The 15,444-nt window shown below is 47.7% G+C and carries 17 protein-coding genes and 1 riboswitch; of the genes, 1 reads left to right on the top strand and 16 read right to left on the bottom strand.

What is annotated here, in order from left to right:
- Positions 1 to 15: 15 nt before the first annotated feature.
- From ACFPXP_RS16830 to ACFPXP_RS16805, 6 genes are all read right to left on the bottom strand, one after another.
- A complete protein-coding gene (locus tag ACFPXP_RS16830; protein WP_379895508.1) occupies positions 16 to 549 on the bottom strand; it encodes a redoxin domain-containing protein in 534 nt (177 codons plus the stop codon).
- 101 nt (positions 550 to 650) lie between these two features.
- Positions 651 to 1,397: a pseudouridine synthase gene (locus tag ACFPXP_RS16825; protein WP_379895507.1), complete on the bottom strand. Its 747-nt coding sequence runs from the start codon at positions 1,395 to 1,397 to the stop codon at positions 651 to 653.
- A 166-nt stretch (positions 1,398 to 1,563) separates the two neighbouring features.
- Positions 1,564 to 2,106, bottom strand: a complete 543-nt coding sequence (locus tag ACFPXP_RS16820) for a spore maturation protein (RefSeq protein WP_379895506.1) — start codon at positions 2,104 to 2,106, stop codon at positions 1,564 to 1,566.
- A 6-nt stretch (positions 2,107 to 2,112) separates the two neighbouring features.
- Complete coding sequence (locus ACFPXP_RS16815; RefSeq protein WP_379895505.1) at positions 2,113 to 2,712, bottom strand: nucleoside recognition domain-containing protein; 600 nt, start codon at positions 2,710 to 2,712, stop codon at positions 2,113 to 2,115.
- A 22-nt stretch (positions 2,713 to 2,734) separates the two neighbouring features.
- A complete protein-coding gene (locus tag ACFPXP_RS16810; protein ID WP_379895504.1) occupies positions 2,735 to 3,898 on the bottom strand; it encodes a D-alanyl-D-alanine carboxypeptidase family protein in 1,164 nt (387 codons plus the stop codon).
- Positions 3,899 to 4,126: 228 nt separating this feature from the next.
- Positions 4,127 to 4,957 (bottom strand): AraC family transcriptional regulator, encoded by an 831-nt coding sequence (locus tag ACFPXP_RS16805; RefSeq protein ID WP_379895503.1) that lies wholly within the window; start codon positions 4,955 to 4,957, stop codon positions 4,127 to 4,129.
- 203 nt (positions 4,958 to 5,160) lie between these two features.
- On the opposite strand from ACFPXP_RS16805, the gene melA reads away from it, so the two are divergent.
- Positions 5,161 to 6,459, top strand: a complete 1,299-nt coding sequence (gene melA / locus ACFPXP_RS16800; RefSeq protein ID WP_379895502.1) for an alpha-glucosidase/alpha-galactosidase — start codon at positions 5,161 to 5,163, stop codon at positions 6,457 to 6,459.
- Positions 6,460 to 6,535: 76 nt separating this feature from the next.
- On the opposite strand, the gene ytfJ is transcribed toward melA, so the two are convergent.
- The 10 genes from ytfJ to lysA all read right to left on the bottom strand — a co-directional run bounded on the left by ytfJ (position 6,536) and on the right by lysA (position 15,350).
- Entirely contained in the window at positions 6,536 to 6,985 is a 450-nt protein-coding gene (ytfJ, locus tag ACFPXP_RS16795) for a GerW family sporulation protein (protein ID WP_379895501.1), read from the bottom strand.
- A gap of 124 nt (positions 6,986 to 7,109) precedes the next feature.
- Positions 7,110 to 7,796, bottom strand: coding sequence for a DUF2953 domain-containing protein (locus tag ACFPXP_RS16790; protein WP_379895499.1), 687 nt, complete (start codon positions 7,794 to 7,796; stop codon positions 7,110 to 7,112).
- Between the two features lie 120 nt (positions 7,797 to 7,916).
- Positions 7,917 to 8,519 carry an SMC-Scp complex subunit ScpB gene (gene scpB, locus ACFPXP_RS16785; protein ID WP_379895498.1) on the bottom strand — a complete coding sequence of 201 codons (603 nt, stop codon included), beginning with the start codon at positions 8,517 to 8,519 and terminating at the stop codon, positions 7,917 to 7,919.
- Entirely contained in the window at positions 8,488 to 9,270 is a 783-nt protein-coding gene (locus tag ACFPXP_RS16780) for a segregation and condensation protein A (protein ID WP_379895497.1), read from the bottom strand. The genes scpB and ACFPXP_RS16780 overlap by 32 nt, the downstream gene beginning before the upstream one ends.
- 5 nt (positions 9,271 to 9,275) lie before the next feature.
- On the bottom strand, positions 9,276 to 9,746 hold the full coding sequence (ribH, locus tag ACFPXP_RS16775; RefSeq protein ID WP_379895496.1) for a 6,7-dimethyl-8-ribityllumazine synthase: 471 nt from the start codon (positions 9,744 to 9,746) through the stop codon (positions 9,276 to 9,278).
- A 38-nt stretch (positions 9,747 to 9,784) separates the two neighbouring features.
- Positions 9,785 to 11,005, bottom strand: a complete 1,221-nt coding sequence (locus ACFPXP_RS16770; protein ID WP_379895495.1) for a bifunctional 3,4-dihydroxy-2-butanone-4-phosphate synthase/GTP cyclohydrolase II — start codon at positions 11,003 to 11,005, stop codon at positions 9,785 to 9,787.
- A gap of 26 nt (positions 11,006 to 11,031) precedes the next feature.
- Positions 11,032 to 11,688, bottom strand: coding sequence for a riboflavin synthase (locus tag ACFPXP_RS16765; protein WP_379895494.1), 657 nt, complete (start codon positions 11,686 to 11,688; stop codon positions 11,032 to 11,034).
- Between the two features lie 4 nt (positions 11,689 to 11,692).
- On the bottom strand, positions 11,693 to 12,799 hold the full coding sequence (gene ribD / locus ACFPXP_RS16760; protein WP_379895493.1) for a bifunctional diaminohydroxyphosphoribosylaminopyrimidine deaminase/5-amino-6-(5-phosphoribosylamino)uracil reductase RibD: 1,107 nt from the start codon (positions 12,797 to 12,799) through the stop codon (positions 11,693 to 11,695).
- 396 nt (positions 12,800 to 13,195) lie between these two features.
- Positions 13,196 to 13,357: riboswitch (FMN riboswitch) on the bottom strand.
- A 199-nt stretch (positions 13,358 to 13,556) separates the two neighbouring features.
- Positions 13,557 to 13,997 carry a peptidylprolyl isomerase gene (locus tag ACFPXP_RS16755; protein ID WP_379895492.1) on the bottom strand — a complete coding sequence of 147 codons (441 nt, stop codon included), beginning with the start codon at positions 13,995 to 13,997 and terminating at the stop codon, positions 13,557 to 13,559.
- An 18-nt stretch (positions 13,998 to 14,015) separates the two neighbouring features.
- Complete coding sequence (gene lysA / locus ACFPXP_RS16750) at positions 14,016 to 15,350, bottom strand: diaminopimelate decarboxylase (RefSeq protein ID WP_379895491.1); 1,335 nt, start codon at positions 15,348 to 15,350, stop codon at positions 14,016 to 14,018.
- Positions 15,351 to 15,444 lie beyond the last annotated feature (94 nt).

Below are 15,444 nucleotides of genomic sequence, written 5' to 3'. Positions count from 1 at the left end.
CGTGTCCCCCCTTGCCTATTTCACCGGAATATCCATGATGCGGCTAAGATGAGACTTCATATCCAGTTCCTTCATTTCTCCGATCTTCTCAGACGAAAGAATACCGTCTGCATCAATAAAGAAGGTGGTAGGATAAGATACCACACCGTAACGCTTGCGAATGGTGCTGCCTGGATCAAGCAAAATCGGGAAGGATACGCCGACTTGTTCTGCGAATTTTTGAACGCGAAGCTTCGGCTCATCTAAATTCACACCAATCACCACGAGACCGTCATCTTTATATTCTTCATAGTACTTTTGAATAAGCGGCATTTCTCTGACACATGGCTCACAGAATGTTCCCCAAAAATTAATAACGACAGGATGCCCTCGAAACTGCTCTAAGTCCATGGCCGTTCCATCCAAGGATTCCAGCTCAAATAGAGGGACCGACTTGCCTGCCTCCGGGAGCGGTTCCTTTTCCTCAAACAGCCCGGATGCAATCGTGTAGCCTCCAAGCAGTACAAACAATGCCAAAATGACAATTTGAACGGTTCTTCTGTTTTTCATCGTTTTCGACCACCCGCAATAAAAATCTCAAAAAGCCTATAATGGTGATCCACAATTTGAAGTGGATCACCTATCATTATAGGTGAAGAACGATGCGCGGTCTAAATTTCTTTGTGAACTTTATGTGACCTTAACGCTAAATCCTTCAGTTCCTTCACTTCCTCTTTCGACAAGTGGCGGAATTTACCGCGACTTACGCCGTGCAGAGTCAAGAAGCCAAACTGCACTCTCCTTAATTTCTCCACCGGCGTATGTATCGCCTCGAACATTCGGCGAACCTGCCGATTTCGTCCTTCATGGATGGTGACAGAAATCACGGAAATGTTCTTCTCCGGATCGACATCATGATACTCGACTTCCGCAGGTGCCGTTATCCCATCGTCCAGTTTTACGCCATTACGAAGCTTCTCCAATAAATCTCCGTGCGGAACCCCTTTTACCGTGGCAAAATAGGTTTTCGGGATCTCATGCTTCGGATGTGTCAATAAATTCGCAAACTCCCCATCATTCGTTAACAGCAGCAGTCCTTCGGTATCGTAATCCAATCGACCTACAGGGAATACGCGCTGCTTCACATCCTTCAGAAAGTCGGTCACAACTTTGCGCCCTTCCGGATCTTTGACACTGCTGATCACGCCCTTAGGCTTATGAAACAGCAAATACACGTTTTCTTCCTTGCGAATCGGTTTACCATCTACCGTAATTTCATCCGTGGTCGGGTCTACTTTCGTACCCAGCTCCGTCACAATCTCATCGTTGACTGTGACACGGCCCGCGGCAATAATCTCTTCACATTTTCGGCGGGATGCGATCCCGGCTTGCGCCAATATTTTTTGCAAACGCTCCATTGAAGTTCACCTCAAACCTTATCATAGCGATTGTGAATGCAAAGTACAAGGTGATCGGGGATAGAGGCTCATTTTATCCGCAAAAACAAGAAAAAATCCACGAGGCGAAAGCCGTCATGGATTAGATGATCAACGATGTATGAATTGGAGGGCTTGCAAGCAGCCTTCAAGTTAATGCGCCAAACACGATCAAGCAAACGATGATCGACGAGATAAAGCCCACTAGATCAGCGAATAAGCCAACCTTCAAAGCATATCTCGTTTTGCGAATTCCGATCGCTCCGAAATAAACCGTCAGCACATACAAAGTCGTATCCGAGCTGCCTTGAATCGTCGAAGCAATTCGACCTATAAGCGAATCTGGACCATGCTCTTTCATTAGATCAGTGGCGTACGCCAGAGCACCGGACCCCGTAATGGAACGAAGAATGGACAGCGGCAGCACTTCACTTGGGACTCCGATTCGGCTCAGCAGCGGCTCTAGCCATCCAAGCAGCAGATCCATTGCTCCGGAAGCACGGAACACGCTGATCGCTACCATCATGCCCACAAGGTGAGGGATGATTTTGATGGCGGTATCGAATCCTCCCTTCGCTCCATCTACGAAGGCTTCATAAACTGGAATTTTTCGATAGTAGGCAAATAAAGGTATAAGCACGATGATGACAGGGATCGCCCAAATCGATATGGTGTTGATCACATTATACAACCTCGATCACTCCTTGATATGCGGACGGATCCTGCTCGTTTTTTGATACCATTTATCTAATAAAATCGCTGCCAAAGTGGAAATCATGGTGGCAATGATCGTCGTCCCTACGATTTCCGCAGGATTGGCTGATCCGAAATTCATTCTTATGGCAATCACGGTCGTCGGAATGATCGTTATGCTGGAAGTGTTAATCGCGAGCAGGGTGCACATAGCCGGCGTGGCTGTATCTTTATCCGGATTCAGCTTCTGCAGCTCCTGCATCGCTTTTATACCCATTGGAGTCGCTGCATTGCCCAACCCCAATATGTTGGCGCTCATATTGGACATAATGTATCCTAATGCCGGATGATCCTTAGGAACCGTTGGGAACAGTACTCTCACGACAGGACGCAAAAGACGCGTTAAGGCGTTCAGAAGCCCGGAATCTTCCGCCAGCTTCATCATTCCCATCCAAAAAACGAGAATGCTGATCAATCCGAACGACACCGTGACCCCTGTCTTCGCCCCGTCGAACACTGCCGCTGTCACAGCCTCCATTCTCCCGTTGAATGCCGCAACGACAAAGCCAACGACGATAAAAAACAACCAAATGACGTTAACCATGGTTTCCCCCCCGATCCCCTGACTAACCAATGGTGCCCGTAAACAAGGTTTTCACCAGCCTAGACAAAGTGTCCTTGAAGCTATCATCCTCAGATGAGGTGTTTGTCGCTTGCGTTCCTGCTTCGATACGAGGGTCCCCCTGGCTGTAAAGAGGAATTGTTCCAAGCAGCTGGTCTTTGAGATAAAAACGGATGGTTCCCCTATCCCCAAGCCGATAATCCACACTTTTGGGTTCCGTACTTGTCGTTTCATATCGAAGCTCGGACATTTCGCTTTCATGAAGCGGATAAACAAGGGTTCTCCCTGCAACAAGTCCTTCTTGCCCCGGAATCGCTTGGCCGGATTTCATAATTTCCTTCAGCGGATAATGCTTGAAACCATAATCCAGCAAGTTCGAATGGTCAACCCAATCATTCGGATCATTCAGTGTCACAACAGCGAGCTGCTGATTGCCGCGTGTTGCCGAGGACACGAGGCATCGACCCGCCTTTTTCGTATAGCCTGTCTTCACGCCGTCTGCCCCTTCGTACATGGACAGCATCTTGTTCTTGTTGCGCCATACGTGATCCCAATCCTCGAAAGGATTCGGTACCTTCTTATATTTCGTACCGACGATCTCCTGGAAGGTATCGTTCTTCAGTGCATATGCGGTCAGCTTCGCCATATCCTCCGCAGTGGAATAATGCCCCTCAGAATCGAGTCCATGGGGATTCATAAAATGGCTGTTTGCCATACCGATCTCCTGTGCTTTCTTGTTCATTAAGTATGCGAAGCCTTCAACGGACCCGCCCACATGCTCAGCAATGGCAACCGCTGCGTCATTACCGGAACGAAGCATGAGGCCGTACAGTAAATGTTCCAAATTCATCTCTTCGCCAAGCTTCAAATAGATCGATGACCCTTCTTCACCGAAGGCGTTCCGACTAACCTTCACCTTATCCGCTAAATTCCCTTCCTCAATCGCGACGATGGCGGTCATGATCTTCGTCAGGCTCGCAATGCGCATTTTTTGATGGCCGTTATGCGAGTATATGATTCGACCTGATTGTACATCGATCAGTGCTGCAGCCTGCGCGCTGGTGCCAACAGTCGGCGGCTTTGCATAGATTGATGATGTAGACAGCAGTAATATACACAGCACTGTGAATATCATTTTTAGACTCAGTCTTTTTTCTGCGAATTCCATAGTGACCTCCTGCCGGGTAAGATAGCTTGTATTTTGTTACATATATATGCTTATCCCAATAAAATATTATTCATGTTCTGAACAAGCTGTTATTCTTTTCCAAACATGCAGCCCAACTAAAAAGTGGACAAGAACAAAAAAAGAGAAAAATCACATGGTCATGAAACCAACGATTTCCCTCTTTTCGCTAAAATAGATTTTATTCATATCGAAGACAGTTGCTCCATACTACTCACGCGATCTAAATGCTGTCGGCGGGCTGCCGAACCACTCCTTGAACTTCTTGGAGAAATAGAGAGCATCGGTAAAACCGACGGAGCTGGCCACCTCCTGCACGGTGAGCGGCTGCGACAGGAGACGTTTGGCATGCTCCATCCGTACTTTCAACAAATACTGTACAGGAGATATGCCCATTTGCTTGCTGAACACTTTGGACAAATACGTTCGGTGATACCCCATTTCTTCCGCCAGCTCCTCTACGGTAACCGGTCTAGCGTACTGTACATTGAGCCACTGCACGGCCTTTTGGACCAATAGAGAGGCTTGATCTACATCGGTCGCTCTCTTCTTGTCCGCCGTGGCAGAATGGAATTCTGCGAGCGCCATGCGGAACAATCCGCCTGCCTTCATGTCACAGTAAGGCTCGCCTTCCTTGCAGACTCTCTCCATCTCTTTAAAGATCGACCAGAGCGGTGTGATCGGACAATTGCGAACAACGGGCTTCTCCGGGTGAATCCCCATTCGGCTTAATATCGCGGCTGCTGCATGGCCTCTAAATGCTGCCCACCTGTATTCCAGTGGATCCTTCTCATCCGATTCATAGGAGACCAGATTTCCGGGGGCGATAAAGAATGCATCGCCTGGACGCAGCTCGAACGTTTTACCTAAACAGGTGAATTTGCCTTTTCCGGCATATACAATGTGAACCAACCCGTAAGAAAGAACCTGCGGACCAACCTTATGACCGCACGCAGTAGACTCATAGCCGGAAAAAAGAACGGCGAGCTCTCCTTCTTCCGGGAAGGGATTGACACCAACAGAATAGGTTGACACAGGCATGATCTGCACCCTCTCCCATTTCAAACTACAAATTTCCATATACTGATTGTTTCTCTCCATATGCAAGCACAGCCATGATCGACTAATCTATGAGTAATATTTTTGCGGTTTGCTGTTATATGTATCGATGTGATCTGTCATCTGCGTAATTTCCCGCAGCGAACTGCCCAAATTATTTCATAGGTAAAGGAGAATCGTCAACCATGTCAAAAATTACATTTATCGGAGCAGGAAGTACCGTGTTTGCCAAAAATATTTTAGGGGATACGATGCTGACCCCAGCATTGCAGGATTTCGAATTGGCGCTCTACGATATTGATGCCGAACGTTTGCAGGATTCAGATCGGATGCTGAAAAATCTTAAGCAAACAACCGGCAGCAGCTGCCGTATTACATCATACCGCGACCGCCGCGAAGCACTGAAAGGAGCCAAATACGTCATCAACGCCATTCAGGTCGGCGGGTACGATCCGTGTACGATTACTGATTTTGAAGTGCCTAAGCGGTATGGTTTGAGGCAAACGATCGCGGATACGGTAGGCATTGGCGGGATATTCCGAAACTTGAGGACGATTCATGTAATGCTGGATGTCGCTCGAGATATGCGGGAGGTATGTCCAGATGCGCTGTTTTTGAACTACACCAACCCTATGGCGGTACTCACGAATGTGATGAATACGTACGGCGGAATTAATACGGTCGGTCTATGCCACAGCGTCCAGGCCTGTGTGCCGCGGCTGTTTCAAATGTTGGAAATGGACGATACGGGAGTGCAGTGGAAAATTGCCGGTATCAATCATATGGCTTGGCTGCTTGAGGTGACGAAGGATGGCAAGGACCTCTACCCCGAAATCAAGCGCAGAGCGAAGGAGAAACAAAAGGAAAAGCATCATGATATGGTCCGCTTCGAAATGATGCTGAAATTTGGATATTACATCACGGAATCGTCCGAGCATAATGCCGAATATCATCCGTATTTTATTAAGCGTACTTATCCTGAGCTGATTGAACGCTTTAATATTCCTCTGGATGAATATCCAAGACGATGTGTGAACCAAATCGAGGGGTGGAAAAAGCTGAGAGACAGCCTCGTCCATGATGAGCAAATTCAGCACCAGCGGACAGGAGAGTATGCGTCCTACATTATGGAGGCCATTGAAACGGATTCTCCTTTCAAAATCGGCGGCAATGTGATGAATACCGGACTCATTACCAATCTGCCCAACGAGGCTTGTGTCGAGGTTCCATGTCTCGTTGATGCCAGCGGTATCCAGCCCGTTCATATCGGCAATCTGCCGCCGCAGTGTGCAGCGCTCAACCGCACCAACATAAATACACAGCTGTTGACGATCGAAGCAGCCATCACAGGCAAGAAAGAACATATATATCACGCCGCTATGCTGGATCCGCATACGTCCGCAGAGCTTTCGTTAGACGACATTACGTCCTTGTGTGATGACTTGATCGAAGCCCATGGCGATTGGCTTCCGAAGTTCCAATAATCCAATTGCAAAAAAAGATCGCCTCCCAGCGATGTGCGGGATGGCGATCTTTTTTACTTACCTAATGACTTCAATTTTAGACAATATAGTTCGGATCCGTTTGGGTGTTGTTGTTGTTCATTCGATTTTTCATCATGCCTTGAATACGTTCAAATACATTGGGAGCAGAATCGATCAACTTCTCAAAAATGTGGGTTTGGTTATCAAGCGGAACGACTTTAACTCCGCTGTGCCCCACAACCAGAAAGGCAATCGGAGTAATGGATACGCCTCCGCCGCTGCCGCCTCCGAACGGCATCGATGCAGCTTGCTGGTTAGATCCTTCACCGAAGGAAAGATGCTGGTCTTTATCCACAATATAATCGCTTCCGCCTGCTGCAAATCCGAATCCCACCTTGGAAATCGGCATGATCACACTGCCGTCCGGCGTTTCCACTGGATCGCCGACAATCGTGTTCACATCGACCATTTCCTTAATGTTTTCCATTGCTGTCTGCATCAGGCCTTGAATCGGATGTTCATTCATACGTATCCTCCTTCATCCATCTTGGGCTGAGCATATCATAATGAATATAGCTGCATTTGTTATGATGCCCACAGCGCCAAAGACTATAATCCCTGCGGTCGTCCCACATATAACCAATACAGCTTTAGGACGAGAGACGATGTCTGACGGTGCGGATCCAGTATCTCAGCCCGTCCTTCGTTTTGATGATTCTGCGCAGTAAATGAATCATAGCTACAACCGCATGAAACGTACGAATTCTAAATCTTGCCTCTCCCTCCAGCACCAATGCCGTTTGGTTGTATAACGGTTCTACATCCAGCATAGGGAATGCCTTCATGCTAAGCCTGCTGGATAGAAAACCGATGAACCAGCTTTTAATTCCCCAGACAATCCCTACGCTAACGCCTGTATAAGCTGCGTCTCCGACACCGAGCTTTGTTTTCCAGCGCAATTGGACGCATTTCACATGCTTCATGGTGTCTTTACTCCAATCCATCATCCCGTATGTATGCTTTAACAGAGCCTTAGCACGATCCACAATCTCCATCACTTTGTGAAAACCGACTTCCCAATCCCACTCCTTTTTATTTTGATTCATCACATTATTTGTCGAGGTTCCCGTTTTAAACTCGACACCTTCCAGCCCTTTGAACTGGATCACAGGGAGCTCGAGGCTATATTTGAACAATCCGAACAGAGCGGACAATTCTACGATGAATCGATCGTTTTCTTGCCGCCGTTTATACTGCACATGGATATGAATATGGAGAAACATCACTATGAGTATGACCAATAACAGTATACTAAGCGTTACCCACAGCCAAAGCATTGTCGTCACATCCTTGTCACGGATAATAGAACGGTGCCGCATCGTTTCACATAAAAAAAAGACCAGGCCGGCAACTTCGGTCTGGTCTAGTATCACACATCCCACTACAAATCATTCGGTTCAATCTTCGACTTCGTCGAGCGTGATCTGCTTCGCGTCAAGCTTTTCGAACAGCATACGGGTTTCCTGCTCCAAATCCTCTGCCGACATAGCCATCCCGGTGCTCGGCAGCTCGTCAATATGATTCAAGCCGAAATAATCTAAAAATTGTTTCGTTGTGCCGTACAAAATCGGACGGCCGATGGCCTCCGCTCTTGCCACTTCACAGATCAATTCCTTTGCAACAAGGGTATGGATGGCCCGGTCCGATTTCACACCTCGGATTTCTTCAATGTCAACGCGTGTAATCGGCTGGCGATAGGCAACGATTGCAAGTGTTTCTAGCGCGGCCTGGGATAGAGTCCCTCTCGTCGGCGTATGCGCCAATCGTTGAAAATAGACAGCATGAGAAGGTAGTGTCGTTAATTCATATGCACCTGCGATTTCAAGAATTTGAATGCCTCTTTGCTGTGCTTTATAATCTTCCTTCATTTGCTGCAGCAGCTTGACAACCAATGCCGGATCGACTTCCAAGACTTCAGCAATTTGCTTGGCTTCCAGCCCTTCGTCTCCTACGGCAAACAGAAGCCCCTCAATAACTGATTTCATCTGTGCTTGATCCATCCCGGTAATCCCCCACCCTTAATTCAATCACAATATCCTCAAACAAACGGTGCTGATAGCACCGCACTTTCTTCATTTTCATCAGCTCCAAAATAGCCAAAAACGACACAACCAGTTGTTCTCTGGTCCCGTCTTCCTCGATGAGCTTGCTGAACAGCAGCTTATGCTCCGCCTGCTCCTCCAACAGCCCGATCACTTCATGAATTCGATCCTTGACCGAAATTTCATCGCGCCTAATTTTCGCCACAGAAGTGCGGTTCACGGCTTTTTTAAGCGCCTTTTGAAAGGCTACCATCAAGTCTGCGACATGCAATCCCTTTACAGGATTCTCGGCAATTTCGGGCACGAATGGGGTCAAATCCATGGGCTCCTTAGAGTAAATGAGCGATCTTGCCAATTCTTTATCTCGTAAATGCTCAGCAATGTCTTTATACTTTTTGTATTCAATCAGCTTTTCAACAAGCTCTGCCCTCGGATCCAGCTCTTCTTCCATGTCCTCCAGCTCCAAGTCAATCACAGGAGGCTTAGGAAGCAGCATTTTGCTTTTGATTAACAAAAGCGTGGCTGCCATGACGAGGAATTCACTGGTTGGCTCCAGATCGAGCTCCTGCATGCTGTGAATGTAATCCAAGTATTGCTCTGTAATGACCGTGATCGGAATATCGTATATATCTACTTCCGCCTGATCGATTAAATGAAGGAGAAGGTCCAAAGGACCTTCGAACGCTTCAAGTTTGTAGTGGATGCCCATACCATTTATCCTTCAAATTGTTGAATAAGATTGGCCATTTCAATCGCCGTACAAGCTGCTTCCCAGCCCTTATTGCCTGCTTTCGTGCCGGCACGCTCAATCGCCTGCTCAATAGAATCCACGGTCAATACTCCGAATACGCAAGGAACGCCAGTAGATAGTCCTGCCTGCGCAACACCTTTGGCCGCTTCATTGCACACATAATCGAAATGAGGTGTGGACCCGCGGATAACAGCTCCTAACGTGATTACTGCATCATATTTACCGGATTTCGCCATTTTTTGCGCAACCAAAGGAATTTCAAAAGCGCCTGGAACCCATGCGACTTCTACTTCTTCATCCAATGCTCCGTGTCTCTTGAACGCATCGAGGGCGCCGGACAGCAGCTTGCCGGAAATAAATTCATTGAACCTGCCTACCACAACGCCGTATTTCAAGCCTTTCGATACTAATTGTCCCTCGAATACTTTAACCATGTAAAAAGCTCCTTCCGAATGTACAAAATCGATTCGATTTATTTTTGATTATTGCTGAAAAAAAGCATATGTCCCAATTTTTCTTGCTTTGTATGCAAATATCGACTATTATTTTCATTTTCCTGCATTTGCAATGGTACTCTTTCTACAACCTCCAGCCCGTATCCTTCCAATCCTTTAATTTTTCTTGGATTGTTCGTCAGCAATTTCATTTTACGGACTCCAATATCTTTTAAGATTTGCGCACCGATGCCATATTCGCGCAGGTCCGGTGCGAACCCCAGCTTCTGATTCGCTTCGACTGTATCATAGCCTTGTTCTTGAAGAACGTACGCTTTCAGTTTATTAATGAGGCCGATGCCGCGTCCTTCCTGACGCATATACAGCAATACTCCTTGGCCGGCTTCGTTGATTTGTTTTAACGCTGCTGCAAGCTGCGGTCCGCAGTCGCATCTTTGCGAATGAAAGACGTCCCCGGTTAGGCATTCGGAATGTACCCGGACTAACGTCGGCAGATCGCCTGTAATCTCTCCCTTGACCAAAGCGACATGCTCCTTTTGATCGACTTCATTGGTATAGGCGATCGCGGTGAACTCGCCAAAGTCGGTTGGAAGATTGACCTCGACTTCACGTTTTACGAGTTTTTCCTTCTCGTTTCTGTATTTAATCAGGTCTCGAATCGAAATCAGCTTTAGTTGATGTTTTTGGGCCATTTCACGTAAATCCGGCAAACGCGCCATGGAGCCGTCTTCTTTAATAATCTCACAAATGACGGCCGCTGGATAGGATCCGCACATTTTGGCGAGATCAACGGCTGCCTCCGTATGCCCCGCCCGGCGAAGAACTCCGCCTTTCTTGGCGATCAAAGGAAAAATATGGCCGGGTCTGCGAAAATCGCGCGGCTTCGTCTCCGGTGAAATGAGCGCACGGACGGTCATTGAACGTTCATGTGCGGAAATCCCCGTCGTCGTCTGAATATGATCCACCGAAATCGTAAAAGCTGTCCCATGATAGTCTGTATTATGAGTCACCATGGGCGGCAGATTGAGCTCCATAGCCCGTTCTTCTGTAATCGGCGCACATACGAGCCCTCGCCCCTCCGTAATCATGAAATTAATCACTTCTGGAGTAGCTTTCTCGGCAATCGCGATGAAGTCTCCCTCATTCTCGCGATCATCATCGTCAACGACAATGACGACTTTCCCTTGCATCAAATCTTGAATTGCATCCTCAATACGATCCAAATTCTCGTTTTGCATTGTTTCTCCTCCTCGTCTCCGATCCGTCACATAAATCCGTATTTGATCAAGGTTTGTTCTGTAATGCCTTGTTCTGCATGGTCTAAACCGTGTTTTATACCTAATAAATGGTGAACATATTTGCCGATAATATCGCATTCGATATTTACCGTATCTCCGGCCTGCTTCGTTCCGAGAGATGTCTGCTGCAGCGTATGCGGAATAATCGAAATCGTAAGCAGATCATCGTCAGAAGATACGACAGTCAGGCTGATGCCATCGATCGTAATCGAGCCTGTGGGAAGAATTAACCTGCTCAGCTTCGCATCGGACGGTTTAATTTTAAAGACAACCGCGTTCTCATAGGACTGCCTGGACACAATCTGGCCCGTACCATCCACATGACCCTGTACGATATGTCCACCAAAACGGGCGCCTGCCTGCATCGCTCTTTCCAGATTGACCGGTGATCCCGTCTGTAAATCCTTTAAGTTCGTTTTACGAAACGTTTCCGGCATGACATCGGCATAAAACCATTCTTTCGAAAAATCGGTTACGGTAAGGCAAACCCCATTCACTGAAATACTGTCCCCGAGCTTGACATCAGACAGCACCGTCTTGGCAGCAATCGAAAGCACCAAGGTGCTTCCCTGCCTTTTCACCTGTTTGACCCATCCGATTTCCTCGATAATACCCGTAAACATTTGATCACGCTCCATAGTGGGGATAACCGATGATGCAAATATTATCCCCAATCTGTTCATAATGAATTGAGCTCAGCGTATACGCTTCGTTCATCAAAGCTTTGCCTTCCATTTGGAAAATGGATGGTGCGCTTACGCCCCCAATAATCTTCGGCGCCATAAAGATGACCATTTTATCGATCAATTCAGCCTCCAGCATCGCGCCGTTAAGTGTGCCTCCACCTTCAAGCAGCACCGAGCTGATCTCGAGCTCCGCCAGCTTGCGCATCGCCTCTTGAAGATCGACTTTCGGACCCGTACCGCAGCGGTACACCTTGACTCCACATGCTGCGAGCCTTTCTTCCGCTGCTGCATCTGCCGCAGCGGAAGTCAGTATGACCGTCGGTGCGGTACGGTCCTGAATCACCTTTGCTGTAAGAGGAATCCGCAGCCTCGAATCCACGATAATCCGTGTCGGCTGCACCGCACCCGACTCAAGCCTAGCGGTAAGCAGCGGATCATCGGCAAGAACCGTGGCGGCCCCAACCATGATGCCTTGATGCTGATGTCTCAGGACGTGCACCCTTTGCCTAGCCTCTTCATTGGAAATCCATTTGCTGTCTCCTTGTTTGGAAGCCACTTTGCCGTCTAAGGTCATCGCTGTTTTCAGCGTAACGAACGGCATTCCTGTACGTATAAATTTAAAAAACTTCTCATTCAGCTGCTCAGCCTCGTTTTGCAATAGACCCACATGAACCTCGATGCCTCGATCTCGCAATTTTTGAATTCCCTGTCCCGCAACGAGCGGATTCGGATCTTCACAAGCAACATATACCTGCTTTACACCTGCTTCAATCAATTGATCTGCACACGGCGGCGTTTTTCCGTAATGACTGCAAGGCTCCAGTGTGACATAAGCCGTACTGCCTTCCGCTTCAGCTCCCGCCATACGCAGAGCGTGAACCTCGGCATGTGCGGTGCCTCTCTTCAGATGAGAGCCTAATCCCACAATACGGCCTTCCTTCACGAGTACACAGCCTACGATGGGATTGAGGCCCGTCTGTCCCATCGCAGCCCGTGCCAATTCAAGAGCGGTCCGCATATACCCTTCATGGCTTAATTGGTAATCCACTCTTTCACCTCTTTTCCAAGCAGTTCTTGTTACCTCTTCGAATGACTATTTAAGTTCATGCCTGCAGCGGCATGTATGCAAAAAACCCCCTGCACCTTCGTACAGAGGGATTATGGATCAGCCTAATATGCGAAAACAAAACGAGTCCGGACCGCTAATCCATGCTTATAGAAACTCCGAATCATTGGGCGATGATTGAATGCATCCCCATGAAAACAAAAGATTCTTTTTCCCAATAGAAAGAAGCCTCAATCCACTCCGAGAGCATCAAAATGCTATTGGTAAATAAGCCTTCTGCCACAGATTGTGAAAGAAAGCACATTGCATGGTAATATCGACAAGCTAACAGGTTGGACAAACCCTTACCCTTGGATATCGTTTGTTTTCCAAAAAAAGACGATCCTTCTCCCATCCAGACTGTTACTGTCGGTTTCGGAGTTTCACCGAATCCACCGCCTGTCTGCTCAATGCATACAGCCGGGTCACGGACTAAGGTCAAAAGCGTAAGCTCATGCCATCACCGCCGGTGGGGAATTGCACCCCGCCCCGAAGGATTTGCGCTTAATGTCTTCAATTGAAGATAATTCTATGCTGTCAAAAAGCATATCACCAAATTTGTGAAATTGCAAGGTAAGAATCAACAACCACCCTGGCTGATCGAGTAGGATTGGGGGTTCGCCTTCAAAAAAAGAATTGTCGGCGTGAGAAAAAAAGCCTGCGATCGCTTTTTCAGCGCATCGCAGGCTTTAGGTACTTCTTAGGCCACGTCTTCGACCTTAACTTCCTTCATCGTGTCCCCTTGAGTAATTTGATCGACGACATCCATACCGCTCGTCACTTTACCGAATACGGTATGAACACCATCCAAATGAGGGAACGCATCATACGTAATATAGAATTGGCTGCCGCCGGTATCTTTGCCGGCATGGGCCATCGCAATCACGCCGCGAACATGCTTGTGAGGATTACCCGCTGTTTCGCATTTGATGGTATAGCCGGGACCGCCTGTGCCAGTACCGTTCGGGCATCCGCCTTGGGCTACAAAGTTAGGTATTACCCGATGAAAAGTAAGGCCGTTGTAAAATCCGGAATTGGCTAATTTCTCAAAATTAGCTACCGTTCCCGGTGCATCTTTCTCGAACAGCTCAATTTGAATGGTGCCGCCCTTTTCCATTTCAATCGTTGCAATCTTCGTCATACTCATTTCCCTTCTGCCTTATGATTTGGCCAGCGCTTCCTTGCTCAGACGAGCAGGGATCACATCATTGACAATGATGTCATCATGGGATTCACGTTCCACGACCACATCAGCTTGTCCGTCCTTCACGAAGACGACCGCCGGTCTGCGAATCCGATTATAATTGCTTGCCATAGCATAATTGTAGGCTCCCGTACAAGAAACTGCAAGAATATCGCCTGTATTCGCGCGAGGAAGCTCCAAATCCCAGATCAGCTTGTCTCCGCTTTCGCACGCTTTACCCGCAACCGTAACGGTTTCTTCCGCAGGGTCATTCGCGCGGTTCGCCAGCATCGCTTCATACTTGGAACCGTACAATGCAGGACGAATGTTGTCCGTCATCCCGCCGTCTACGGCAATATATTTGTTCACGCCTGGAATATCCTTGTAAGTTCCGACCGTATAGAGCGTCGTTCCAGCATCCCCAACAATGCTGCGACCTGGTTCTACCCAAATTTGCGGAACTGGATATTGATGCTGTGTGAAGTACTCCTTCACCGCGTCAGTGATCGCTTGAACGTACTGACTGACAGGAAGCGGCGTATCTTCACCTGTATAACGAATTCCAAATCCGCCGCCCAAGTTCACCACTTGGAAGGTCACATCCAGCTCGTTGCGAACGTCAGCTGCAAAGCCAGCGACTTTCTCAACCGCCATTTTGAAGCCTTCCACCTCAAAAATTTGCGAGCCGATATGCGAATGGATACCTAAAATTTCAATTTGGCTTAATGCCTTAGCCGTTCTTACAGCTTCCATTGCAGAGCCGTTGCCAAGGTCAAATCCAAACTTCGAGTCCGTCTGACCCGTGGAAATAAATTCATGGGTATGGGCTTCAACACCCGGTGTAATACGGAACAAAATGTTTACTTTTTTGCCTTTATCCTTCGCCAGCTCATTCAATAACTGAAGCTCCACGAAATTATCTACAACGAAGCAGCCGATACCTGCATCAAGAGCCATCTCAATTTCCTGCGGTGTTTTATTGTTGCCGTGGAAATGAATACGTTCTACAGGGAAGCCTGCTTTCAAAGCCGTGTACAATTCTCCGTCGGAAACAACGTCAAGAGACAGCCCTTCCTCATCGGCAATACGGCACATGGCCATTACGCAAAACGCTTTACTCGCGTAAGCCACTTGAAACTGCAGTCCAGAAGCACGAAATGCTTCCATATATTCACGGCAGCGCTGGCGAATGAGCGCTTCATCCATGACATACAGCGGGGTGCCGAATTGCTGTGCCAATTCCGTCGCATCGCAGCCGCCAATCGTCAAATGTCCTTTATCGTTAATCGTACTTGTTCCATGCAAGTGCATTGATCAATTACCCCTCTTCCTATTTTGCAATAAATAAAAATTAACATACCGGATAAGGGATTACAATGCATTTCGTGAAACAAAATTTGTACTA

The organism is Marinicrinis lubricantis (assembly GCF_042658665.1).
GTDB lineage: Bacteria > Bacillota > Bacilli > Paenibacillales > KCTC-33676 > Marinicrinis > Marinicrinis lubricantis.
The sequence above is the reverse complement of the archived record's forward strand: the minus strand, read 5'-3'. Positions and strand labels throughout refer to the sequence as shown.